The sequence below is a fragment of the Rhodopseudomonas palustris genome (assembly GCF_034479375.1).
GTDB lineage: Bacteria > Pseudomonadota > Alphaproteobacteria > Rhizobiales > Xanthobacteraceae > Rhodopseudomonas > Rhodopseudomonas palustris_M.
Window position 1 is genome coordinate 5,215,615 of record NZ_CP140155.1, and the last position, 22,977, is coordinate 5,238,591.

Annotated in this window: 20 protein-coding genes; 13 read left to right on the forward strand and 7 right to left on the reverse strand. The window is 64.7% G+C overall.

Going from position 1 to position 22,977, the window contains the following annotated elements:
* Positions 1-132: 132 nt before the first annotated feature.
* Both SR870_RS23725 and SR870_RS23730 read right to left on the reverse strand, forming a co-directional pair.
* The gene (locus SR870_RS23725; protein ID WP_322515941.1) at positions 133-864 is read right to left on the reverse strand and encodes a CBS domain-containing protein; all 732 of its coding nucleotides are present in this window, start codon (positions 862-864) and stop codon (positions 133-135) included.
* A gap of 73 nt (positions 865-937) precedes the next feature.
* On the reverse strand, positions 938-1,771 hold the full coding sequence (locus tag SR870_RS23730) for a universal stress protein (RefSeq protein WP_322515942.1): 834 nt from the start codon (positions 1,769-1,771) through the stop codon (positions 938-940).
* 178 nt (positions 1,772-1,949) lie between these two features.
* Here SR870_RS23730 and SR870_RS23735 point away from each other — a divergent pair, with 178 nt between their 5' ends.
* On the forward strand, positions 1,950-2,780 hold the full coding sequence (locus SR870_RS23735; protein ID WP_322518359.1) for a universal stress protein: 831 nt from the start codon (positions 1,950-1,952) through the stop codon (positions 2,778-2,780).
* Positions 2,781-3,036: 256 nt separating this feature from the next.
* Positions 3,037-4,806, forward strand: a complete 1,770-nt coding sequence (locus SR870_RS23740; RefSeq protein WP_322515943.1) for a PHA/PHB synthase family protein — start codon at positions 3,037-3,039, stop codon at positions 4,804-4,806.
* Here SR870_RS23740 and SR870_RS23745 read toward each other — a convergent pair.
* A complete protein-coding gene (locus tag SR870_RS23745) occupies positions 4,788-6,353 on the reverse strand; it encodes an AAA family ATPase (protein ID WP_322515944.1) in 1,566 nt (521 codons plus the stop codon). The two genes, SR870_RS23740 and SR870_RS23745, sit on opposite strands and share 19 nt — an antisense overlap.
* 240 nt (positions 6,354-6,593) lie before the next feature.
* Between SR870_RS23745 and SR870_RS23750 the strand changes: the two genes are divergently transcribed.
* Entirely contained in the window at positions 6,594-7,025 is a 432-nt protein-coding gene (locus SR870_RS23750) for a CBS domain-containing protein (RefSeq protein ID WP_322515945.1), read from the forward strand.
* A 127-nt stretch (positions 7,026-7,152) separates the two neighbouring features.
* Positions 7,153-9,876 carry a bifunctional acetate--CoA ligase family protein/GNAT family N-acetyltransferase gene (locus tag SR870_RS23755; protein ID WP_322515946.1) on the forward strand — a complete coding sequence of 908 codons (2,724 nt, stop codon included), beginning with the start codon at positions 7,153-7,155 and terminating at the stop codon, positions 9,874-9,876.
* 71 nt (positions 9,877-9,947) lie between these two features.
* On the opposite strand, the gene SR870_RS23760 is transcribed toward SR870_RS23755, so the two are convergent.
* A complete protein-coding gene (locus SR870_RS23760) occupies positions 9,948-10,358 on the reverse strand; it encodes a hypothetical protein (protein ID WP_322515947.1) in 411 nt (136 codons plus the stop codon).
* Between the two features lie 163 nt (positions 10,359-10,521).
* Between SR870_RS23760 and SR870_RS23765 the strand changes: the two genes are divergently transcribed.
* Genes SR870_RS23765 through SR870_RS23775 form a run of 3 tightly spaced genes read left to right on the forward strand, consistent with a single transcriptional unit; the run spans position 10,522 to position 13,629 of the window.
* Positions 10,522-11,670, forward strand: coding sequence for an ABC transporter permease (locus SR870_RS23765; RefSeq protein WP_322515948.1), 1,149 nt, complete (start codon positions 10,522-10,524; stop codon positions 11,668-11,670).
* Positions 11,671-11,672: 2 nt separating this feature from the next.
* Positions 11,673-12,449 carry an ABC transporter ATP-binding protein gene (locus SR870_RS23770; RefSeq protein ID WP_322515949.1) on the forward strand — a complete coding sequence of 259 codons (777 nt, stop codon included), beginning with the start codon at positions 11,673-11,675 and terminating at the stop codon, positions 12,447-12,449.
* 7 nt (positions 12,450-12,456) lie between these two features.
* Complete coding sequence (locus tag SR870_RS23775; RefSeq protein ID WP_322515950.1) at positions 12,457-13,629, forward strand: ABC-type transport auxiliary lipoprotein family protein; 1,173 nt, start codon at positions 12,457-12,459, stop codon at positions 13,627-13,629.
* Here the strand turns inward: SR870_RS23775 and SR870_RS23780 are convergent.
* Positions 13,592-13,906 carry a cytochrome c gene (locus SR870_RS23780; RefSeq protein ID WP_322515951.1) on the reverse strand — a complete coding sequence of 105 codons (315 nt, stop codon included), beginning with the start codon at positions 13,904-13,906 and terminating at the stop codon, positions 13,592-13,594. The genes SR870_RS23775 and SR870_RS23780 overlap by 38 nt on opposite strands.
* 185 nt (positions 13,907-14,091) lie before the next feature.
* Here SR870_RS23780 and aadR point away from each other — a divergent pair, with 185 nt between their 5' ends.
* From aadR to SR870_RS23795, 3 genes are all read left to right on the forward strand, one after another.
* Positions 14,092-14,811, forward strand: a complete 720-nt coding sequence (aadR, locus tag SR870_RS23785; RefSeq protein WP_322515952.1) for a transcriptional activatory protein AadR — start codon at positions 14,092-14,094, stop codon at positions 14,809-14,811.
* Between the two features lie 48 nt (positions 14,812-14,859).
* Positions 14,860-16,116 carry a cyclic nucleotide-gated ion channel gene (locus SR870_RS23790; RefSeq protein ID WP_322515953.1) on the forward strand — a complete coding sequence of 419 codons (1,257 nt, stop codon included), beginning with the start codon at positions 14,860-14,862 and terminating at the stop codon, positions 16,114-16,116.
* A 465-nt stretch (positions 16,117-16,581) separates the two neighbouring features.
* Positions 16,582-18,693 carry a molybdopterin oxidoreductase family protein gene (locus tag SR870_RS23795; RefSeq protein WP_322515954.1) on the forward strand — a complete coding sequence of 704 codons (2,112 nt, stop codon included), beginning with the start codon at positions 16,582-16,584 and terminating at the stop codon, positions 18,691-18,693.
* 70 nt (positions 18,694-18,763) lie between these two features.
* Here the strand turns inward: SR870_RS23795 and SR870_RS23800 are convergent, their stop codons facing one another.
* The gene (locus SR870_RS23800; protein WP_322515955.1) at positions 18,764-19,045 is read right to left on the reverse strand and encodes a hypothetical protein; all 282 of its coding nucleotides are present in this window, start codon (positions 19,043-19,045) and stop codon (positions 18,764-18,766) included.
* Between the two features lie 365 nt (positions 19,046-19,410).
* Positions 19,411-19,824, reverse strand: coding sequence for a hypothetical protein (locus SR870_RS23805; protein ID WP_322515956.1), 414 nt, complete (start codon positions 19,822-19,824; stop codon positions 19,411-19,413).
* Positions 19,825-19,976: 152 nt separating this feature from the next.
* On the opposite strand from SR870_RS23805, the gene SR870_RS23810 reads away from it, so the two are divergent.
* The 3 genes from SR870_RS23810 to SR870_RS23820 all read left to right on the forward strand — a co-directional run bounded on the left by SR870_RS23810 (position 19,977) and on the right by SR870_RS23820 (position 22,850).
* Positions 19,977-20,222 carry a hypothetical protein gene (locus SR870_RS23810; RefSeq protein ID WP_322515957.1) on the forward strand — a complete coding sequence of 82 codons (246 nt, stop codon included), beginning with the start codon at positions 19,977-19,979 and terminating at the stop codon, positions 20,220-20,222.
* A gap of 145 nt (positions 20,223-20,367) precedes the next feature.
* Positions 20,368-21,000, forward strand: a complete 633-nt coding sequence (gene ureG / locus SR870_RS23815; RefSeq protein ID WP_322518360.1) for an urease accessory protein UreG — start codon at positions 20,368-20,370, stop codon at positions 20,998-21,000.
* 194 nt (positions 21,001-21,194) lie between these two features.
* The gene (locus tag SR870_RS23820) at positions 21,195-22,850 is read left to right on the forward strand and encodes an HWE histidine kinase domain-containing protein (protein ID WP_322515958.1); all 1,656 of its coding nucleotides are present in this window, start codon (positions 21,195-21,197) and stop codon (positions 22,848-22,850) included.
* Positions 22,851-22,977 lie beyond the last annotated feature (127 nt).

Consider the following 22,977-nt stretch of genomic DNA (forward strand, 5'->3'; position numbering starts at 1 on the left):
CATTGAATTGCTCTTATCATATCGGTGTTCTGGTCCGCAACGAGCGCAATGCACAAACGAGATTCGATGCGGCAAACCGTCGGTTTGCCGCATCAGTCAGGTCTGTCAAGCCCTTGCGGGTCTGCGGGCCGCTCAGACCGCCTTCTTGGCGGAGCGGTCGTCCTCGGGGGAGTTCAGATAGAAGCCCGACATCGTGTCGACCCAGCACAGGTGGTCGTGGACCTCCCGGACTCCGCAGACGTTCTCCGCGGCGACGATCGCGGCCTGGCGCGAGCGCTCCTCGGTGATCACGCCGTTGAGATGTACGACGCCGTCGCGCACCATGACGCTCAGTCCGAACGGCCGCCAGTCGTTGCGTTCGATCTCGGCCACGATCTTCCCGCGAATCTTGTCGTCGGCCGTGGTCGGGTCGGGCACTTCGCGGGCCAGATTGGCGACCGCGCGCAGCAGGTTCTTGCGGGTGACGATGCCGACCAGCAGGTCGCCGCGCATCACCGGCAGTCTCTTCACGTGGTGCTTCTCCATCGTCCTGACGATGGCTTCGATCGAGGTATCCTCGTTGATCGTGTGCGGATGGTGGGTCATCACCTCGCCGACCTTCCGTCCGTGCTCGTGCACGAAGTCGGCCGCGCAGGTGCCTGGCCCGAGCAGCAGCCGCAACCAGCGGCTGCGCTTGCGTTGGGTGCCGAGCTCGGCGCGGCGGATGAAATCGCCCTCCGAGATGATTCCGATCAGTCGGCCGTCGCCGTCGACCACCGGCAGGCCGCTGACGTGATGCTCGAGCATGGCATTGGCGGCGTCGACGATCGAGGCTTCGGGCCCGATCGTCACCACATTGGCCGTCATGATCTGGTGCGCACGCATGTTCTGGATCCCCTTCGGCACGGCGGTGCCCGTCCCTTGCTCTGCCGCCGTCGCCGGCGGCCGATCATCCGGCTCAGTGCGAGATCAGCGCCGGTAGCGTCAGCGACTTGAAGATGCCCCGGGTGACACCTCCGAGGATGATCTCGCGCAGCCGCGAATGACCATAGCCCCCCATCACCAGCATGTCGGCGCCGATATCGGCCGCCAGCGACAGGATGGTGTTGTGAATATTGGTCGGGGGCGAGGTGAAGTGGTGCGCGGTGGCGGCCAGGTCGTGGCGCAACAGATGCGCCAGCAGCGCGTCGGTCGATGCCTGGCCGACTTCCTCCTCGTCTTCGTTGACAGCCAGCACGTCGATGGCCTTGGCCCGGCGCAGGAACGGCATGGCGTCGTGGACCGCGCGGGCGGCCTGGCGTCCGCCGTCCCAGCAGATCAGCATCCTGTCGAGCGCCATCGGTCCGGAGTGGATGTAGGGCACCATCAGCAAAGGCTTGCCGGAGTTGAACAGGATGCTCTCCGGCAGCGGATCCTGGTGGCCCGGCTTGGCCCGATCAGGCTGCGGCACGATGCTGAGATCGTACAGCCGTGAGATTTCGGAGAGCGACTCGTTGGCGAGCACCGGCGTGTCGCAGATACTGCGTGCGCCATGCGTGATGCCCGCGGCGCGCGCCGCGATCTCGAACTGATCGAGACGGGCCGCCGCTTCGTCATTGTCCGTATTGTACTGATTGACCGCGGCATAGTAGGCCGCCGAGGCGCCGACCACGACCGCCGGATTGATCGGTTGGTAAGTGCAGACGATGCCGTCGAGATGCGCATCGAAAGCCTTTGCGACGGAGACGGCGCAATCGACAACGCCGTCGGCCGGCCGGTCGGCCGGAACATGGACGACAATATCATTCAGCATGGCAATGCTCTCCGCGTGAGGCTTATGTCGATCTGCCGCGGAATATACCGGCCCGCAGGTGCCATACTTTGATCTAGCTCATCGTGCCGCATCGGCTCTGTTGCAGAAACAGGGCTGTGTTGCAGAAATGAAAGCGGACCGCCGATTAGTTCAGGGTGGCCGGAGTCGGGAGGTATCGATGACGTATTCGACGGTAATGGTCGCCCTGTCGTGCGATCGGCCGAATGCGTGTCCGCTCGGGATCGCGGCCGAACTGGCGGAGCGGTTCGAAGCCCGGTTGATCGGCATCGCGGCCTCCGACCTCAGCCCGCCGCTGTACTATACCTCGGGAGATCGTGCCGAGCAGATGCTGGAGCAAGGCCGTGCGGAGATCCGGCAACGCCTCGACGAGCTGGAGGCCGAGTTCCGTAAGGCGATGCATGGCCATGCTCGCGAGTTGCATTGGCGCTCGGCGATCGCGCAGCCGGCCAAGCACATCGTGCAGCAGGCGCGCGCTGCGGACATCGTGGTCGTCGGCGCCGCGACGGGAGGTCCACTGAGCGATCCGTTTGCAGTCGCGGACCCCGGCGATCTGGTGATGCAGATCGGGCGGCCTTTGCTGGTCGTGCCTGCCGATGTCTGCCGGATCGATCTGTCCAGCGTTCTGGTGGCGTGGAAAGACAATCCGGAGGCGCGGCGCGCCGTCGTCGACGCGCTGCCGCTACTGCGTCAGGCCAGTCACGTCGCCGTCGTCGAAATCGTCGAGGAGGACGGCGATCGCGCCGACGCGCTCGCGGGGGTCCACGATGTCGTCGACTGGTTGTCGCGACACCACATCCACGCCGTCGGCGAGGTGCCGGTGGCCGCCGGCGACGTCGCCCGGCAAATCGATTCGGTTGCGGTGCGGAACGGCGCCGGCATCGTGATTGCTGGCGCTTACGGTCATTCGCGCTTCCGCGAATGGGTTCTCGGCGGCGTCACGCAGTACCTGATCGAGCAAACCGGCCGCTGCGCCTTCCTCGCGCGCTGAGGGCAATTGTCCGGCCGCGCGCAGACAGGCGTACGGTGAGGCCCGCATTGATTGACGCCGAAGCCCTGCGGGGGCTGGTCCGCCGCTGTCGTGCCGGGTCGCTACGCCTCCTTAACCATTCGAGGAGTGGGCTGCCTTCTCCGGGTGTGTGACCGCGCGATGACGGCGTGGTCATCCTATATGTCGACAGCGCGGGCCTGTCGCCAGCCGGCGGTCCGCAATACATCGAGCCGATGCGTCCGTAATCGAGGTGATGATGCTTCAGACCAAGGTCCACGCGCTTCCCGCCGAATCGCAGTCGACACAGGCGCCGCTGAAGCATGCCGCCCCGAACGACAGCGATCGCGCGTTGCACGCGACGCTGGCGCCGCTGACCGGCGGGCTGTCGCCGACCGCGCTGTCGCTCGCCTATGCCGACTGGCTGGCACATCTGTTCTGGGCGCCGGCGCGCCGGCTCGATCTCGCCCACGATGCGTTGCAGCGCGCGTCGCAACTGGCGGAGGCCGCGGTGCATCCCGGGCCGCCATGGGCGCTGATTGCGCCGCAGCCGCAGGATCGCCGCTTCGCCGGCCCGGAGTGGCTGCAGCCGCCGTTCAACCTCATGGCGCAGGGCTTTCTGCTCACCGAGGAGTGGTGGCACGACGTCACCACCGGAGTCCGCGGCGTGTCGCGGCAGAACGAGAAAATCGTCGAATTCTCCGTTCGACAGATGCTCGATGTCTTCGCGCCCTCGAACTTCGCCGTCACCAACCCGGAGGTGATCCGTCAGACGCTCGATTCGGAGGGCCGCAATCTCGCCGCCGGCCTGCGCAACTGGTGGGAAGACCTGTTGCAATCGATGTCCCACGAGACCGAGCTGAAGCACGATTTCGAAGTCGGACGCGACGTCGCGGTGACGCCCGGCAAGGTGGTGTACAGCAACGATCTGATCGAGCTGATCCAGTATGCGCCCGCGACCGCCGAGGTTCGGCCGGAGCCGATCCTGATCGTGCCGGCCTGGATCATGAAATACTATATCCTCGACCTGTCGCCGCACAATTCGCTGGTGAAATACCTGACCGAGAATGGCTTCACGGTATTCATGATCTCGTGGCGCAATCCGACCGCGAAGGATCGCGACATCGCGCTGGAGGACTATCGCCGGCTCGGCGTGATGGCGGCGATCGAGACCGTCGGCACTATCGTCCCCGACCGGCCGATTCATGCGGTCGGCTATTGCCTCGGCGGCACGCTGCTGTCGATCGCGGCGGCGGCGATGTCGCGCGACGGCGATACGCGCCTGAAGTCGATCACGCTGTTCGCGGCGCAAACGGATTTCACCGAGGCCGGCGAACTGACGCTGTTCATCAACGAAAGCCAGGTTGCATTCCTCGAGGACGTGATGTGGAAGCACGGCGTGCTCGACGCCACGCAGATGGCCGGCGCGTTCCAGATGCTGCGCTCCAACGATCTGGTGTGGTCGCGGATGGTGCGCGACTATCTGATGGGCGAGCGCTCCGAGCCGAACGATCTGATGGCGTGGAATGCGGATGCGACCCGGATGCCGTACCGGATGCATTCGGAATATCTGCGCAAGCTGTTCCTCGACGACGACCTCGCCGAAGGCCGCTATATGGTCGAGGGCAGAGCGATCGCGCTGTCCGACATCCACACGCCGATGTTCGTGGTCGGCACCTTGCGCGATCACGTCGCGCCGTGGCGCTCGGCCTTCAAGATTCATCTGCTCGCGGACGCGGAGATCACGTTCTGCCTGACCGGCGGGGGCCACAATGCCGGCATCGTCTCGCCGCCGTCGCCGAAGGCGCGAGGCTATCAGGTGATGACCAAAGAGGCCGACGGCCCCTATGTCGGGCCCGACGACTGGATCGAGCAGGCTCCGCACGCCGAAGGCTCGTGGTGGACCGAATGGGTGCAATGGCTCGGCGCCCGTTCGGGCGAACCGGTGCCGCCGCCGCGGACCGGGCTGCCGGGCGCGAATCCGGACGAGTTGCCGGATGCGCCGGGCCGCTACGTGCTGCAGGCCTGATCGCCGCGACCAAGCGTCCCGACGGCGCGGGCCAGCGTTAGGTCCGGCGTGCCGGAGGCGTCGATCTCGGTCCAGCCGATCGCGCCCTGTTCGTAGGCCTGTTGCTGCCGGACGATGTCGGGCGTCGCGTCCGACGCATCGCCGGTGCGGCGGCTGACGCGGTCGATCCGGGTCTTCAGATCGGCGGCGAGATACAGTCCGAGGAACGTACATCCGGCGTCTGTCGCAATGCCTTCGATCGCCTGCCGCTCCTCGGCCTTGGCGAAGACTGCATCGACGATCACCGAATGCCCCTGCGCCAGAATATGCGCGGCGCGCTCGCCGAGGCCGCGATAGACCTGTGCGGTCACCTCTGGCGAATACGCGGTAGCCGGTAATCGCTCGATGTCGCCGACGCCGAACAGCCGCTTGCGCGCGACATCGGAGCGCAGCACGACGGCGCCGGGCAACGGCGTGACATGACCAGCCAGCGCGCGGGCCAGCACCGATTTGCCGGTTCCCGACAGTCCGCCCACCGCGATCAGCCGCGGCGCCGGCGGCGCGATCAGGCGCCCCGCGAGGGCGAAATAGGCGTCTGCGATCTTCCGGTTGCTGCGCATCGTCCCGGCGTCGCTGGCCGGCCGGGACAGCATCACCTTGGCGCGGATCGCGGCGCGCATCGACAGCAACAGAGGCAGCAGGCCGAGCGCGTCGCCGTTCTGCGGGGGCGTGACCGCCAGATAGCGGTTCAACAGTTCGGCGGCGGCATCGCAGCGATCATAATGGACGAAGTCCATCAGCGGGAAGGCGAGGTCGTACAGCACGTCGACCGAGGCGATCACGGGATCGAATTCGATCGCGTCGAACAGCACCGGCGCGCCGTCGATCAGCACGATGTTGGCCAGATGCAGGTCGCCGTGGCACCAGCGCACGAATGCTTGTGCGCCGCGCTGCTCCAGCAGGCTGCGACAGTGGTCGAACGCGGCGCGGCTGGCGCGATCGAGCGTGGCGACCTGATCGACCGGAAATCCGCCGGCCTCGAACGACGCGGTGTTGTCGGCGATGATCGGCTCGATCGAGGCGATCCAGGGCGCGGCGGCGGCTTCGGGCGCGGCGCGATGCGATGCCGCGATTACGTCGGCAATGGCGGTGACGAGATTCGGATCCAGCATTCCATCGGCCGCGAGATGGTCGACCGTGCGCCGTTCGTCGAAACGCGCCATGTCGACGGCCCATTCGACCGGCTCGCCAGCGCCGCCGATTTGCAGAGTTCCGTCGGTCTCGCGTGTGATCGGCAGAACGTGGCGATAGATCTGCGGCGCGAACCGCCGGTTGACCGCGAGTTCCTGGTCGCAGGCTGCCTTGCGCCGTTCCAGCGTCGAATAGTCGAGAAACGGGAACTGCACCGCGCGTTTGATTTTCAGCGCACGGTCGCCGGCCAGGAACACGGCGGCGCCATGCGTGTCGATTCGCGTCACTGGCTCGCCGCCATGCGAAGCCGGATCGGCGACGAACCGGAAAATTTCTTCCTGCCGGACCGGGCCGGATGCGGGGATCGGTTCTGCCATGGTGACTACTAGGAGAATATCCGAACTGTCCGGAAATGGATCACGGCCGCAGGGTTGCCGTGCCGCCATGTTGGGCATTGTTGCATGAATAACAAGACGTTCGGGAAAACGGCGTCGGATTGACCTTGATCAATTCAATTCCGCAAGGCTGCGGTCAATTTGCCGGAAAGGGCGATTAGCAGGTGCCTCGATACACTCTGCTACGTCCGCGATCGAAGCCCGACCGATTGGAATCTGGTCTTGTACAAATTTCTCGAGGCAACAGTTGCCGACCACATGACCCGCTCGGTGAAATCCGTGGCGCGGGAAATGACGATGCGCGAGCTGGAGGACCAGTTCGAACGCGACGATTACAACGCTTATCCGGTCGTGGAAGGTTCACGCGCGATCGGGCTGGTGACGAAATACGACTTTCTCAACTGCTTCGCGTTTCACCCGACCCAGATGCTGCCGCATTATGACGACCTGATGAACCGGACCGTCGGCGACATCATGACGCCGGATTTCATCTACGTTCACGCCGACACCAAGCTGACGCGCGTGCTGCAATTGATGGTCGAGCACCAGACCCGCAGCATCCCGGTGCTGGACGCCGATCGCAAGCTGGAAGGCATGATTTCGCGTGAGGACGTGATCAGGGCATTGGCGAGCTTCACCAAGGCAAAGTCCTAGCCGGCGCGGCGCTGGGCCGCGGTCGGTCGGTTGGAAACGCCGCCGCATTTGTACTACAAGGCTGCGTGCAGACTAGGCGCGATGCAACGTTTGACATCGGCCGCCGGCTGCCCGGTGCCGAGGTGAGATGTCGACTTATCGATTGAACAATCTCCTGGCGCCCGCCGCAGTGGCGGTGATCGGCGCCAGCCCGCGGCCAGCGTCGCTCGGCCGCGCGGTGCTCGACAATCTGCGCAGCGCCGGCTTCAAGGGCGAGATCGGCGTCGTCAACCCGCGCTATTCCGAGATCGGCGGTTTCAAGACCGTCCGTTCGCTGGGTGATCTGGCGTTCGTGCCCGACCTCATCGTCATCACCGCGCCGTCGCGGACGGTGGCGAAAATCATCGCCGAAGCCGGTGAACGCGGCGTTGCGGGGGCGATCGTCATCAGCGCCGAGATGGGGCGCGGCAAGGGATCTTATGCGGAGGCCGCCAATCGCGCCGCGCGAAAATCGGGGGTCCGGCTGATCGGTCCGAACTGTCTCGGCATCATGGTGCCGGGCTCCAATCTCAACGCCAGCTTCGCCGCACATATGCCGCGGCGAGGTCATCTGGCGCTGATCTCGCAGTCCGGCGCCATCGCGGCCGGCATGGTCGACTGGGCCGCCGTCAAGGACATCGGCTTCTCCGGCATCGTCTCGATCGGCGATCAGCTCGACGTCGACATCGCCGACATGCTCGACTTCTACGCCGCCGACCTCGAGACCCGCGCGATCCTGTTGTACATCGAGGCCATTACCGACGCCCGCAAGTTCATGTCGGCGGCGCGGGCGGCGGCGCGGGTCAAGCCGGTCGTGGTGGTGAAATCGGGGCGGATGGCGCATGGCGCCTTGGCGGCCGCGACCCACACCGGCGCGCTCGCCGGCGCCGACGCCGTGTACGGCGCCGCGTTCCGCCGCGCCGGCATGCTGCGGGTGTTCGATCTCCGCGAATTGTTCGATTGCGCCGAAACGCTCGGCCGCGTCAGCGCGCCGCGCGGCAAGCGGGTTGCGATTCTCACCAATGGCGGCGGCATCGGCGTGCTCGCGGTCGATCGGCTGGCCGAACTCGGCGGCATCCCGGCGACGCTATCGAAGGACGTGTGCGACAAGCTCGACGCGGTGTTGCCGCCGACCTGGTCGGGCTCGAACCCGATCGACATCACCGGTGACGCCGATGCCGAGCGTTACGCCGCCGCGCTGGCCGTGCTGCTCGCCGACCCCGAGAACGACGCGATCCTGGTGATGAATGTGCAAACCGCGATGGCGTCGTCCAGCGAGATCGCCAAGGCGGTGATCCGCTTGGTCGGCGAGGAGCGTATCCGCCGCAGCTTCTTCAAGCCGGTGTTCGCCGTCTGGGTCGGCGCCGACGATTCGGTGACGCATGCGTTCGACGCGGCCGCGATCCCGAACTATCCGACCGAGGACGACGCGGTTCGCAGCATCATCAATCTGGTGCGCTATCGCGAGGCCGCGCAACTGTTGACGGAGGTGCCGCCGAGCCTGCCGAAGGAGTTCGATCCGGACAGCGAGGCTGCGCGTGCGGTGATCGAAAAAGCGCTGGCCGAGGGCCGCTCCTGGCTCGACCCGATCGAGGTCGGCGCGCTGTTCGCCGCCTATCAGATCCCGATGGTCCCGACGCTGGCCGCCGCCGATGCCGACGCCGCGGTGGCGTGGGCGGAGCCGTTCCTGGCGCAGGGCGTCACCGTCGTGGTCAAGGTGATGTCGCGCGACATCACTCACAAATCCGACGTCGGCGGCGTCGTGCTCAATCTCACCAGCGCCGAGGCCGTGCGCACGGCTGTCGGCGAGATTCTGGTGCGCGCCGCGAAGCTGCGGCCGACGGCGCGGCTCGACGGCGTGATGGTGCAGCCGATGATCCTGCGCCGCAAGGCGCGCGAGCTGACCGTCGGCATCGCCGACGATCCGACCTTCGGCCCGGTGATCGTATTCGGCCATGGCGGCACCGGTGTCGAAATCATCGACGACCGGGCGCTGGCGCTGCCGCCGCTCGATTTGCCGCTCGCCTGCTCGCTGATCGCACGCACAAGGGTGTCGAAGCTGCTGCAGGCCTATCGCGACGTGCCGGCGGTGAAGGACGGTGCGGTGGCGCTGACGCTGGTCAAGCTGTCGCAGATGGCGGCGGATCTGCCGGAGATCCACGAGCTCGACATCAACCCGTTGCTCGCCGACGAGAATGGCGTCGTGGTGATCGATGCCCGCGTCGTGGTGCGCAAGGCGACGCGCAAATTCGCCGGCCTCGGCAACGCCACCTTCGCGGTGAAGCCGTATCCCTCCGAATGGGAGCGACATCTGGAAATGAAGGACGGCTGGCGGGTATTGGCGCGTCCGCTGCGGCCCGATGACGAGCCGGCGATTCACGAATTCCTGACGCATGTCACGCCCGAAGATTTGCGGTTGCGGTTTTTCGCGGCGATGAAAGAGTTCAGCCACGCCTTCATCGCGCGGCTCACCCAGCTCGACTACGCCCGCGCGATGGCCTTCATCGCGCTCGACGAGGCGACCGGCGAGACTCTGGGTGTGGTGCGAATTCACTCGGACTCGATCTACGAGAGCGGCGAATACGCCATCCTGTTGCGCTCCGATCTGAAAGGCAAAGGCCTGGGCTGGGCGCTGATGAAGCTGATCATCGAATACGCCCGCGCCGAAGGGCTGAAATTCGTCTGCGGTCAGGTGCTGCGGGAGAACACCGCGATGCTGCGGATGTGTCGCCAGCTCGGCTTCGAGGCCAAGACCGATCACTCCGAGCCGGATATCCTCAACGTGACGCTGCCGCTCAACGACGAGTCCGCCCGCGCCGCTGCGAAGGCGTGAGCGCTAGCCGTCGACGGCGCCCGGCGATGGAATGTCGAGGGGCGTCGATCCTGTTCGATTGCGAGGGCGTCCTAGAGCCGGTTCACCGACACCACGCGGAACGTATGCATGTCGCCTTCCTCGCGGATCGAGACATATTCGCCCTGGACGAATTTTTCGTCGCCGAAGTGATAGCCGGCCTCGTCCGGGATGTTGGCGGTGGCGTCGTATTGAAACGCCCACGATCCGCCCGGGCGATGGATCAGATGGCCGAGCCTGTCGGGCTGCTGCGGCCGCTGCCGCGCCACGCGGCAGGCCTCACGGTGCTTCTTCCAGGTCTCGGCGTCGATGTGGTCGTTTTCGTCGAGGGGTGCGACGATCACATAGGCGATCTGCGATTCGCCTTCGGGATGGCCGGGTTCGCGCGCGAGCTCGAGCCGGATCTGGCGAAAACGCGCGGGCAACGAAGTATTAAGGATGGCGGACGGAGAGCCCTTGGTCATCGGATCGATCCTGTCGTTGCTGCGGTCGACGAGCTTACGAGACGTCGACGCGCGATAATTGATTTGCATCAACCGCATTTCGCGACGCAAGCTGCGGTTCGAGGTGGCCGCGCCGGCGGCCGGAAATCGCGATGGAGCATCGGATGGCAGCACTGAAGACCGGATGGGAGCGGCCGTGAGTTCTGCACCGGTGTTGAATGCAGCGATCCACGGCGATGTGCTGGAATTGCATCCGGGCGGCGCCTGGATCGCGACCCACTCGGCGGTGCTGGAGCGGCTGTTCGACGGCGTGGCGGCGCAGGTCGCCGCCGCCAAGTCTCTCGAGATCGACATGACCGAGGTCGTGGAGATCGACACCATCGGCGCCTGGCTGCTGGAAAAAGTGTCGCGCGACGCCGCGCAGGCCGGTCGCACCACGCATTTCGTCGGCGTCGCCGATCGCTATGCCGGGCTGATCGAGGAGGTCCGTCAGGTCAACCGTCGCGGGCCCACACCCCGGCCCAAGGTCAATCCGATCATCGCCCGGCTCGACCAGATCGGACGCTCGGCCTGGAGCGCGACGCAGGACGTTTCGGTTTTCCTCGCGATGCTCGGCGCGCTCGGCGTCGCGCTGCTCGGCGTGCTGCGCCGGCCGCGGTCGCTGCGGCTGACCTCGCTGACCTATCAGGTCTATCGCGTCGGCTGGCAGGCGATCCCGATCGTCATGCTGATCACCTTCCTGATCGGCGCGATCATCGCGCAGCAGGGCATTTTTCACTTCCGCAAATTCGGCGCCGAATCCTACGTCGTCGATATGGTCGGCATCCTGGTGCTGCGCGAGATCGGCGTGCTGATCGTCGCCATCATGGTCGCCGGCCGCTCCGGCAGCGCCTATACGGCCGAGCTCGGCTCGATGAAGATGCGCGAGGAGATCGACGCGCTGTCGACCATGGGGCTCGACCCGGTCGAGGTGCTGATCCTGCCGCGGATCATCGCGCTGGTGATCGCGCTGCCGATCCTGACCTTCATCGGCTCGATGGCGGCGCTCTACGGCGGATTGCTGACGGCGTGGTTCTACGGCGGCATGCAGCCGGCGGTGTATATCGCGCGGCTGCACGAGGCGGTCTCGCTGAACAGTTTCGAAGTCGGCATCTGGAAGGCGCCGTTCATGGCGCTGGTGATCGGCATCGTCGCCTGCAGCGAAGGGCTCCGCGTCAAGGGCAGCGCGGAGTCGCTCGGCCTGCAGACCACCACTTCGGTCGTGAAGTCGATCTTTCTGGTGATCGTGCTCGATGGGCTGTTCGCCGTGTTCTTCGCCTCGATCGGGATGTAGCGATGGACGCGCTCGCCGAACTCTACGCCATCCGCGTTTCCGATCTGGTGGTCGGCTTCGGCCACCAGACGGTGATTGATCATCTGTCGCTCGACGTCCGCCGCGGCGAAATTCTCGGCCTGGTCGGCGCCTCCGGCGGCGGCAAGTCGGTGTTGATGCGAACCATCATCGGCCTGATCCCGAAGCAGGGCGGCCATATCACGGTGATGGGTCGCGACACCGAACGCGGGCTCGGCCGCGGCACGTCGATCGCCTCGACGTGGGGCATCCTGTTCCAGCAGGGCGCGCTGTTCTCGTCGCTGACCGCGCGGCAGAACGTGAAATTTCCGCTGCGCGAGACCCTGGAGATTTCGGAGAAGCTGCAGGACGAGATCGCGACCGCAAAGCTGGAGATGGTCGGGCTGGCGCCGGACGACTGGGACAAATTTCCGGCCCAACTGTCCGGCGGTATGACCAAGCGGGTCGCGCTGGCGCGCGCGCTGGCGCTCGATCCGGGCATCGTTTTTCTCGACGAGCCGACCTCCGGGCTCGATCCAATCGCCGCCGGAGATTTCGATCAACTCATCAAGACGCTGCAGACCACGCTCGGTCTCACCGTGTTCATGGTGACTCACGATCTCGCCAGCCTCAACGTGGTCTGCGACCGCGTAGCGGCATTGGCCGACGGCAAGATCGTGGCGATCGGGCCGATGGCCGACTTGCTGCAATCCGAACATCCCTGGGTGCGGGCCTATTTCCACGGCAAGCGCTCGGCGATGCTGCGCCCCAAACAGGACTAGGACGCCCATGGAAACCCGTGCTCCCTTCGTCGTCGTCGGTGCGTTCGTGCTCGCGGCCATTCTCGCTGCTTTCGGCTTCGTGTTCTGGCTGCACAACACCAGCGGCATCGGCGCGCGCACCAGCTATCACATCCAGTTTCGCGATCCGGTGCCGGGCCTGCTGGTCGGCGCCGCCGTGCTGTTCAACGGCATCCGCGTCGGCGAGGTCACTGAGCTCGGACTCGCATCCGACGATCCGCGCCGCGTCAATGCGACGATCGCGGTGGCGACCGGCACGCCGGTGCGGCCGGACACCAAGGTCGGCCTCGACTTCCAGGGGCTGACGGGTGTCCCGGTCGTCGCGCTGGAAGGCGGCAAGGATCTCACGGGATCCGCGATCGCCACGACCCTGATCGCCGAGCCGGGCGCGGGCATGAGCATGACGCAGGCCGCGCGAGAGGCGCTGCGCAAGGTCGATTCGGTCCTCGGCGAGAATTCACAGCCGCTCAAGGAGACGATCGGGAATCTGAAGACCTTCTCCGAATGGCTGTCGAGCAGGACCGGCAAGCTCGACGGTATACTCGGGGGCGTCGAGCGCATGACCGGTGCCGACGAGCCGGTCGTTAAGAAGGTCGTCTACGATCTGAAGCCCGCCTCGGGCTTTTCGCCGCCGGTCAGATCGATGAAGGGCCAACTCACGATTCCCGAGCCGACCACGGTGGTGCTCTACGACAGCCAGAAGATGCTGGTTGCGCCCAGCCTCGACCTGCCGGCCTTCGCCGGCGCCCAGTGGAGCGACAGCATCCCGAAGATGCTGCAGGAGAAGCTGATCCAGAGTTTCGAGAACTATGACATCGCCCAACCGCCGCTGCGGCCGAACGATGCCGTGACGCCGGACTATCAGTTGCTTATCGACATTAGAAGCTTTCAAGTCGCTGACGAAAGCGCGCCGAGCGCCGACGTCTCGTTCGGCGCCAAGATCATCGACAAAAGCGGTAAGCTGGTCGCTGCGCGGCTGTTTCAACAATCGGCCAAGCTCGACAAACCGGAGCCTGCTGCGGCAGTCGCCGCTTTCGAGAAGGCGTTCGATGCCGCCGCCAAGGAGCTTATTCCATGGACCGTCGATAGTCTGTCGAGCGGCAGCGCAGCCGAGGGCAGGCCGGCTACTCCAGGCTCTTCAAGTACGCCAAGAGGTCGTTGATCTGATCCGGATCGAGCTCGAACGCCGGCATATCGGAATGTCCGGTGTAGATACCTTCGGCAAATGCCTCGGCCAAGCTCTCGATCGGATAGCGATCATGTAGCGAACGGAATGGCGGGGCCTGCTTCAATCGGCTGGCGCCGGTACGGCCGATCGCATGGCAGCGTGCACAATTGGACTCGGCAAAGCTCAGCCCACGGCGCTCAGCCTTGGTGGCGGCTGAAGCTGTGGTGATCATCGGAAGCAAAATCGCGAGACAAACGGCAACAATCCGCATCGGGCGCTCGGTCTGGGGAAGCCGCAAGGGCGCCTACGACCATTGATGGCGGCGGAAGGGCCGGCCTTGATCTGTGTCAAGCCAACTTGACGATTTGGCGACATATTGACCTTACGGCCGCATGGCGATCAATCGACGGCAGTGCGCGGCAAGGAATTTGATCTGACGACCGCATGGAGTGATGGATGCCGCACCTCGCTTTTCCGAACTCGACTTGCGACGGTTTTCGTTGCGCGACGCACTGCGCAGTGCGCCCGCTGGCGATCTGCGGCGAGCTGGAGCAGGTCGAGCACGAGGAGTTCGAGCGCCTCGCGCAGCATGTTCGCTACGGCGCGAAGGAGGCCTTGTTCTCCGAAGACGAAACCGCCGACGCAGTCTACAGTCTGGTCGAAGGTATCGCGCGGCTCTACAAGCTGCTTCCCGACGGCCGCCGCCAGATCATCGGATTCGCGCTGCCGGGCGATTTTCTCGGCATGGCGCCGTCCGCGCGGTACTCATTCTCGGCCGATTCGATCGGCGGCGTTACCGTCTGCAAATTCTTCCGCGGTCCGTTTCTGCGCTTCATCGAAAACAGGCCGCACATGTTGATGCGGATGAACGAGTTCGCCACCCGCGAGCTGAGCCTCGCACAGGATCAGATGCTGTTGCTCGGCCGCCGTTCCGCCGAAGAGAAGGTTGCGGCCTTCCTGGTCGGCTGGCGTGATCGGCTGGCGCGGCTGGAAGGCGTCACCAAGACCGTCAGCCTGCCGATGGGGCGGCAGGACATCGCCGACTTCCTCGGACTGACGATCGAAACCGTGAGCCGCACCTTCACCAAGCTGGAGCGGGAAAAGCTCATCGTGATCGTGCCGGACGGGGTTCGCGTACTGGATCCAAAGCGCTTCGACGCGCTCGCCGCAGCCTGAACCGGCCGTCTGGCGGCGTCGCGCCCGGGATCGTTCGAGGTTCCATCGATGCCCGACGCCCGGCCGCTCCGTCTCCGAGCAAGGCAGTACGTCTACGAGATCCTCGAGTCGCACGCTCGGAACTCGGGCGTCGGCCGGACCGTCAACCGCGGCATTGTTTTCTTCCTCCTCCTCAGCATCGGCGTCACCGTGCTGGAGTCGGTGCCCGACCTGCGCGACGATTATGATCTGCCGCTCAGGGTGACGGAACTGCTCTGCCTGGTGGTGTTTTCGGTCGAATACTACATTCGGATCTGGATAGCGCCCGAACATCTTCCCTTTCGGCAGATGAGCCCCTGGCGCGCAAGCTGGTCCTACATCATCAGCCCGCAGGGGATCATCGATTTCCTCGCTGTTCTGCCGCTATGGGTGGCGCTGGTCGGTCCCGGCGATCTGCGCGTGTTGATCCTGCTGCGGGTGCTGCGGGTGCTGAAGTTCGCCCGCTATTCGTCCGGCATGCGGTCGCTGCTCGAGGTGCTGGAGAGTGAGCGCCGCGCATTGTTCGCCTGCCTGGTCATCCTGGCCTGCGCGACGCTGCTGTCCGCGACGGCGATGCATATCGCGGAGGGGCAGGTCCAGCCGGAGAAGCTCGGCACCATTCCGGATGCGATGTGGTGGGCGATCGTGACGTTGACGACGGTCGGCTACGGCGATGTCGTGCCCGCAACCAATGTCGGGCGGATGATCGCATCGATCACCATCGTCGGAGGTTTGATCATGATCGCGCTGCCCGTCGGGATCGTCGCGACCGCCTTTTCGCAGGTGATCCACCGCCGCGATTTCATCGTCAACTGGAGCATGGTCGCCCGCGTGCCGCTGTTCTCCCACCTCACCGCCGGCGATATCGCCCACATCATGCAGTTGCTGCAGGCGCGTCAGGTCGACCACGGCGACGTGATCTTCCGTCGCGGCGAGCCGGCTACCGCGATGTACTTCATCGCCGAAGGCGAGGTCGAGATCGAACTGGGCCCGGCCGAAAAGGGGCGGCGGGTCCGGCTGGCCACCGGCCATTTTTTCGGCGAGATCGCAGTTCTGAAGCGGGCCGCGCGATCGGCGACGGTGAAGGCGGTATCGCGGGCTCGCCTGCTGGTGCTCGACGCTGCCGATCTCCGCGCATTGGTCAGCCGAGAGCCGGGCATCGCGCGCAAGATCAACGAGATCGTCGAAGGCCGCACCGGCGACAATCTCAATCTGGAGATTGCCGATGTCGAGGGGCAGGACGACGTGACGCCGGCGAAGGAAGAGCCGCTGGAAAAGACCGTCTGAGCTACGGGGCGGCCGCGGGCGGAGCTTCTTCGGTCTCCGCAGCGTGGCGTTTCGGCTTGCTCGGGAACTCATTGGGGAAGGCCAGCGATTCTGGGGGGCGATCCAATCCATCAGCCGTGCAGCGGCGTCTGCATAAGACGCCCCTTCCGGCGCCCCGAAGACCGCACACATCTCCGGTGGCATCGGTCCGGTCTCCGAACGCAGTTCGATCGCCGATCCCCACCACCACGCTGCCGCCGGCGCCCGCTCGTCTTCTGGGACCGCGCGCCAGGCGCTGACTTCCTTCGCAAGCCGTTCGAACTGGAAGAGTTTTGCCTGATGCACCGGCGCCCCGTTTGCTATTCGAGGCGGTAACAGCCGAGCGGCCGGGAAGTTGCGCGGCCGGTCGGAAAATCCGGGCCGCGCTAGATGGCTGCGTTCTGAGGGGCCATTCTCAGTTGCGGCTTAACATGCTACCATTTTTCAATGAACCAGCGCGCCGAAATCGAAATCCGTCATTCGACCTGCCCCCACGATTGCCCGTCGGCCTGTGCGCTCGACGTCGAGGTGATCGATCGCTCGACCATCGGCCGGGTGCGCGGATCGAAGCAGCAGACCTACACGGCCGGTGTCGTCTGCGCCAAGGTTGCGCGCTACGCCGAACGCATCCATCACCCGGAACGGCTGACCTATCCGATGCGCCGATCCGGCCCGAAAGGATCGGGGCAGTTCGCACGGATCACCTGGGACGACGCCCTGGACGAGATCGCGGCCCGGTTCAACGCTGCTGAGGCGGAGTTCAGTGCGGAGTCGGTCTGGCCGTATTACTACGCCGGCACCATGGGTCTGGTGATGCGCGACGGCATCAACCGGCTCACCAACGTCAAGAAGTATTCGCGGTTCTACTCGACGATCTGTTCCAATATCGCCTGGTCGGGTTACGCCGTCGGCACGGGCAAGATCGTCGGTGTCGATCCGCGCGAGATGGCGAAGTCGGACCTGATCGTGATCTGGGGCACCAACGCGGTCTCCACCCAGGTCAACGTGATGACCCACGCGGCGCGTGCTCGCAAAGAGCGCGGCGCGCGGATCGCCGCGGTCGATATCTACGACAACGACACCATGAAGCAGGCGGATATCCGGATCATTCTGCGTCCGGGCACCGACGGCGCCTTTGCCTGCGGCGTCATGCACGTGCTGTTTCGAGACGGCTACGCCGACCGCGACTATCTCGCCCGCTACACCGATTGCCCCGACGAGTTGGAGACGCATCTGGCGACCCGGACACCGGAATGGGCGTCGGAGATCTGCGGCGTGCCGGTGGCGGAGATCGAGGCGTTCGCGCGTGCGATCGGCGAGACCAAACGCAGCTTCTTCCGGCTCGGCTACGGCTTCACCCGCAGCCGCAACGGCGCGGCACAGATGCATGCGGCGCTTTGCATTCCGGCGGTCACCGGTGCGTGGCAATACGAAGGCGGCGGGGCCTTCTTCAACAACGGCGCGATTTTCGGCTTCGACAAGACGCTGATCGAAGGGCTCGATACGCTCGACCCGACGACCCGCGTGCTCGATCAGTCCAAGATCGGCCGCATCCTCACCGGTGACGCCGAGGCGCTCGGCGGCGGCGTGCCTATCAAGGCGATGCTGATTCAGAACACCAATCCGATGACGGTCGCGCCGGAGCAAACGCTCGTCCGCGAGGGTTTCGCCCGGGATGATCTGTTCGTCGCCGTACACGAGCAGTTCATGACCGAGACCGCAGCGATGGCCGACATCGTGCTGCCGGCGACGATGTTCCTCGAGCACGACGATCTGTATTACGGCGGCGGCCACCAGCATATCTCCGTCGGCGCAAGACTGGTCGAGCCGCCCGGCGAATGCCGGTCCAACCACGAAGTCCTGCAGGGACTGGCGGCGAGGCTCGGCATCCGTCATCCCGCATTCGCGATGACGCCGCGCGAGGTGATCGACGCAACCCTGAAAAAAAGCGGTCGGGGAACGATCGAGGAGCTCGAAGCGGATCTATGGCGCGACCTGCAGCCGGAGTTTCGCACCGCTCACTTCCTCGACGGCTTCGCGCATGCCGACGGCAAATTCCATTTCCGTGCGGATTGGAGTCACGTCAACGTGCCGCGGCAGATCAAGCTTGGACCGTGGCAGTCGATGCCGAGTCTGCCCGACCACTGGTCGGTGACCGAGCAAACCGATCACGCCCATCCGTTCCGGCTGGCGACCAGCCCGGCGCGGAGCTTTCTCAATACGACGTTCAACGAGACGCCGTCGTCACGTGCGCGGGAAGGCGCGCCGACGGTGCTGATACACCCGGCGGATGCTGAAACGATCGGGGTCGGGGATGGGGATGCCGTCACGCTCGGCAATATCAGGGGCGAGACCACGCTCACCGCCAAGCTCGACGGCGGATTGCGCCGCGGCGTACTGATCGCGGAGTCGGTCTTTCCCAACAGCGCACATGCGGGCGGTCGCGGGATCAACGTATTGACCAGCGCAGACTCGGTCGCGCCGCACGGCGGTGCCGCGTTTCACGACAATAAAGTATGGGTGAAGAAGGCTTTACCGCCGCTCGCGAAGCGCGACTGAAGTCCGAAGAGGCGGCGGGAGCCGTCGATCGGCAGTCGTTGATCGCTTCGCGAGGCGGGTTTTGCCGGGCTCAGCGCTGGTGGCCGAGACCGATACCGAGCTTGAGCGCCTTCTGACGCAGCGAACCGACCGTCCGCTTGGTCATCTTGGCGATCTGCGCGACCGGGGTCCGCGCCTTCGAATGCGCGCGCAACTCCTTGATGTCTTCCTTGGTGTACTCGCGCCGGGTGATCTTCGTCTTCTTGGCGGCCTTGGTAGCGGGTTTCGCTACGGTCTTCGCCTTCTTCGACTTTGCTGCGGTCTTTGCGGTCTTTGCGGTCTTCGCAGTCTTTGCTTTAGCTTTCTTTGCCACGCGTAGGCTCCTTTAGTGAAGCGTCCTTCTACTACACTCGTTTCGTCTCGACAATTCTCAATTTCACGAATTCTAACTCATCGGCGCTGCATCGGTTAGCATTCGATTAAGGCGTGGTTAGTTGAGATTTTGGCGAAAATCAGCACGGCTTAGGTAGTAAATGCAGGGGTTGTCCCTGATCATCGAACGTCCGCACGTGCGTTTTCGCGAGACGAAGCGCCGCTACGCAGCATTTCCCGGGTGCGCTGATTCGTCACGATCGAGCGCGGATACCGCGTGAAATTCGGTGCGATGCGCCCGTATTGCGGGATATTGTGCAACCAAAGACGTAGTGAGACTAACCAGGGCGGCGCGAGGGCAGCGGCTCAGCGGCGCGGCTTGATCGGCTGAGACAGCAGCGAGCGTGTGCGGGCCAGCGTCTGATCGTAGTACTTTTCGCGGTCCTGACGCAGTTTGGTCTGCAAATTTCGGAATGCAGCAATGCGTTTGAGGATTACGGCCCGTTCGTCAGCCGCGCTTGTCATGATACTGGGAGTTGCGGCCGGCGCCGCGGCTTTCAAGTCCTGGGATCGAGGATCCGGGACCGTCGCAGTGCTTTTCGCCGCCGAGGTGGCGCGATTGGTATCGGCGCTGAGGGAGGATGCAGTCGGTAGCTGGCCCTGCGCTGCCGGTTGCGGGTGCGACCCGGCCTGATTTTGGGATGCCGCAGCGACCGGGCCGCCTTCGGGCGTTGCAGGTCGCGCTACGAACTCGCAATTCGGTGGCTTCGTCGACGTCATTGTGGTCCCCGATTGCATCATTGATTCCACTGCTGTCCGGACGTCAATCCGCAATGCAGGTGCGGTTCTGCAACCGGTGGATAATTCTGCCTCTCGCTTGCGGCGAAAAGCGGTACCCGATAGCCCAATCTCACAATCGGGAGAACAATTCGATGGCGAAAATCGATCTCGACGCGCTCAGTATCGAGGAGTTGGCGTCGCTGCGCGATGACGCGACGCTGAAACTTTCGGAAAAGGTCGCCGCGCGTCAGGCCGAGCTGGAAGCCGAGCTCGCAGCGCTTTCCCGCTACGGCAAGCCGGCCAAGAAGGCGGGTGCCGATTCACGAAGTGATGGAAAGACCAGGGATGGCGTAGCGAAGGACGTCGGAGCCAAGGAGGCTGCGACGAAGGCCGCATGAGCCGACAACCGGGCGGTTTCAGCCTCGGAGCGGTCGGCGACTTGCAATCTCCGGCCGCATCGTTCTTATTTGCACCGCCGTGCGGTGCCTTCCCCTTTGGCGCTGCTTCCTCGGCTCGAGAAGCCTGCCTCATCGGGAAACATCCATGTCAGCTCATCACGGCCCTCTGCGCGTCGGCATCGGCGGCCCGGTAGGCTCCGGCAAGACCGCGCTGATGGATCTGCTGTGCAAGTCGATGCGCGAGCGCTACGATATTGCCGCGATCACCAACGATATCTACACCAAATGGGACGCCGAGTTCCTGGTGCGATCCGGGTCGCTGACGCCCGATCGAATTGCTGGGGTCGAGACGGGCGGCTGCCCGCATACCGCGATCCGCGAAGACGCATCGATGAACTTGGCCGCCGTGGCCGAGATGCGGAGCAAGTTTCCCAATCTCGACCTCGTGCTCATCGAATCCGGCGGTGACAACCTCGCTGCGACGTTTTCTCCCGAACTCGCCGACCTGACGATCTATGTCATCGACGTTTCTGCCGGCGACAAGATTCCGTCCAAGGGTGGCCCCGGCATCACCCGGTCGGACCTGCTGGTGATCAACAAGATCGACCTGGCCCCCCATGTCGGCGCGTCACTCGAAAAAATGGATACCGACGCCCGGCGGATGCGCGGAGAGCGGCCGTTCGTGATGACCAATCTGAAGAAACACGAGGGGCTCGACCGCATTTTGGCTTTCATCGAGGCCAAGGGCGGCTTGATGTCGAGGTCTCCGGCCGCCTGATTTGCCGCGGGAACAAATCGAAACCGGCGACGTTGGTGCGCTTCGGGCCTGACAGGAAGCTGCAAGGATGGTTACCCTCCATGGTCCCGCTGTCTCGCGACGAATGGCTCGCAGGATCGTCGCGGGCGTCGGCGCTGTCGATGGACATGGAAGGGCATTGGTATCTGCCCTCCATTCGTTGATTGAGTAGAAGCTTGATTCGCTTGGGTTCCATCATCGCGTTGATCGCCGTCGTCGGGATATTGCTGTCCGGCTTCGCGGCCAATCGAATCTACGAACAGGAATCGGCGGTCGAGCGGATTGCGTTGGGGCGGGCTATCGATGTCCACGCCAGTCAGGTGCAAGATCGACTGACCGAACGCGAACTGCTCGGCAGAGTTGCTTCGGGCCTCTTCCGCACGCCGGCGGTGATCAAGGCGGACATGCTGCAGCCGCTCCGCTCGTCGATCTATGCCTTCAAGACCGACTTCCTGCTGGCGAGCTGGATCGTCCGTCTCAAGCCTGAAGAGTTCGCTGCCGCGCAGGCGGAACTGGCCAAGGCCGGCTTCTCCGATACCACCATCCGCCATTCCGACGGGACTGCCATCGATCCGGCGACGCTCCGCGAGCCGGTCGACGTGGTGATGGATATCGAGCCGCGCAATGCCGAAACAGTTGCTCTGCCCGGACGATCGCTCGACGACCATCCGGTTCTCGGTCGGATGTTCGCGCGCTCGCTCGACACCGGTAAGCCCGAAGCCTCCGACCCGCTGCGCCTTGGAGGAGCCCAGGGCCCGATCGGAGTGGTGTTGGCGGCGCCGGTGATGTCCGAAGACGCTTCGGTTGCGGTGGGATTCATCACCTTTTCTTATGACCTCTCGGCGCTGTTGCTCACCAACGACGACATGTCGATGTTCTCCGTGGTGCTGGCGGATCCGCGGCAGCCGAACATCGAGCTGATTGCCGACGAGCGCGGCCGGGTCAGCGAGCGGCCGGCGAACCCCAACGGCGAGAAGCCGACGATGGTCCGGACGATGACCTTCGGCGACCGCGATTGGTCGCTGGCCTACTACGCGCGGGTCAATCCGTTCGTTCGTGCTCAGCAGGTGGCAGCGATCGTCGCGGCGATCGGTCTGGCACTGACCTTCATCATTTGCGGCCTGTTCGGCTACGTCAGCAACAGCAACGTCAGGTTGCGGCGCGAGATCGAGATGCGGATCGGCTTCGAGCGCCGACTGACCGCGGTGATCGACGAGCTCAATCATCGGGTCAAGAATATCCTCGCCGTCATCCAATCGATCGTGACGCGGACGTTGCGGCACGGGTCGGACCTGGACGTCGCCCGCGAACTGTTGATCGGCCGCATTCATGCGATGTCCAACGTCGTCTCTCTGCTCAGCGAAAGTCAGTGGCAAGGCGTGATGCTCAAAGGACTTTTCGAGCCGAGAGCGATCCCCCATACCGACCGCATCGCGGTCAACGGCGCGGACATCGCGGTCAGCGCTCGCGCGGCGCAGAGCCTGTCGCTGCTGTTCTTCGAACTCGCCTCGCACTCCGACGAGGGGCTGTCGCTGGTCGGCAAGCACCCGCATATCGTCGCGAGCTGGGAGGTGACGGGCGAGGGGGCCGACTCGGTGTTCAACTTCCGCTGGGAGGAGTTCAACACCAGCGAGTCGACGCGTCGTCCCGACAGCGAATTCGGGGTCATCCTGCTCGATCGGGTCGCTCCGGAAGCGCTCGGTGGCACCGCCAAGCGCTACTTCACCGATGTCAGCTATGTCTATGAGCTGACGGCACCGATGGAAACGGTCGTGGACATCAACGAGCGGGACCGCACCGGGCAGATCTCGGCGCCACTCCGCCGGAATTGAAACGCGCAAACAGCGGCAATCGAGTCGATCAGTCCGACGGCCGGCTGATCGCTGGTTCGACTGGGATCCGCAACTACGAAGAGGCCCGAAGGCCAGCTTCGCGTTGCGATATCCAGGGTGCCGGGTG

Coding starts and splice junctions, on each gene's coding strand:
- SR870_RS23760 (WP_322515947.1), bottom strand. CDS start 10,358: ATGACCAAGGGCTCTCCGTCCGCCATCCTTAATACTTCGTTGCCCGCG.
- SR870_RS23805 (WP_322515956.1), bottom strand. CDS start 19,824: ATGACGTCGACGAAGCCACCGAATTGCGAGTTCGTAGCGCGACCTGCA.
- SR870_RS23810 (WP_322515957.1), top strand. CDS start 19,977: ATGGCGAAAATCGATCTCGACGCGCTCAGTATCGAGGAGTTGGCGTCG.
- SR870_RS23770 (WP_322515949.1), top strand. CDS start 11,673: ATGGACGCGCTCGCCGAACTCTACGCCATCCGCGTTTCCGATCTGGTG.
- SR870_RS23735 (WP_322518359.1), top strand. CDS start 1,950: ATGACGTATTCGACGGTAATGGTCGCCCTGTCGTGCGATCGGCCGAAT.
- SR870_RS23780 (WP_322515951.1), bottom strand. CDS start 13,906: ATGCGGATTGTTGCCGTTTGTCTCGCGATTTTGCTTCCGATGATCACC.
- SR870_RS23790 (WP_322515953.1), top strand. CDS start 14,860: ATGCCCGACGCCCGGCCGCTCCGTCTCCGAGCAAGGCAGTACGTCTAC.
- SR870_RS23725 (WP_322515941.1), bottom strand. CDS start 864: ATGCGTGCGCACCAGATCATGACGGCCAATGTGGTGACGATCGGGCCC.
- ureG (WP_322518360.1), top strand. CDS start 20,368: ATGTCAGCTCATCACGGCCCTCTGCGCGTCGGCATCGGCGGCCCGGTA.
- SR870_RS23755 (WP_322515946.1), top strand. CDS start 7,153: ATGTCGACTTATCGATTGAACAATCTCCTGGCGCCCGCCGCAGTGGCG.
- SR870_RS23745 (WP_322515944.1), bottom strand. CDS start 6,353: ATGGCAGAACCGATCCCCGCATCCGGCCCGGTCCGGCAGGAAGAAATT.
- SR870_RS23730 (WP_322515942.1), bottom strand. CDS start 1,771: ATGCTGAATGATATTGTCGTCCATGTTCCGGCCGACCGGCCGGCCGAC.
- SR870_RS23740 (WP_322515943.1), top strand. CDS start 3,037: ATGCTTCAGACCAAGGTCCACGCGCTTCCCGCCGAATCGCAGTCGACA.
- SR870_RS23775 (WP_322515950.1), top strand. CDS start 12,457: ATGGAAACCCGTGCTCCCTTCGTCGTCGTCGGTGCGTTCGTGCTCGCG.
- SR870_RS23765 (WP_322515948.1), top strand. CDS start 10,522: ATGGGAGCGGCCGTGAGTTCTGCACCGGTGTTGAATGCAGCGATCCAC.
- aadR (WP_322515952.1), top strand. CDS start 14,092: ATGCCGCACCTCGCTTTTCCGAACTCGACTTGCGACGGTTTTCGTTGC.
- SR870_RS23795 (WP_322515954.1), top strand. CDS start 16,582: ATGAACCAGCGCGCCGAAATCGAAATCCGTCATTCGACCTGCCCCCAC.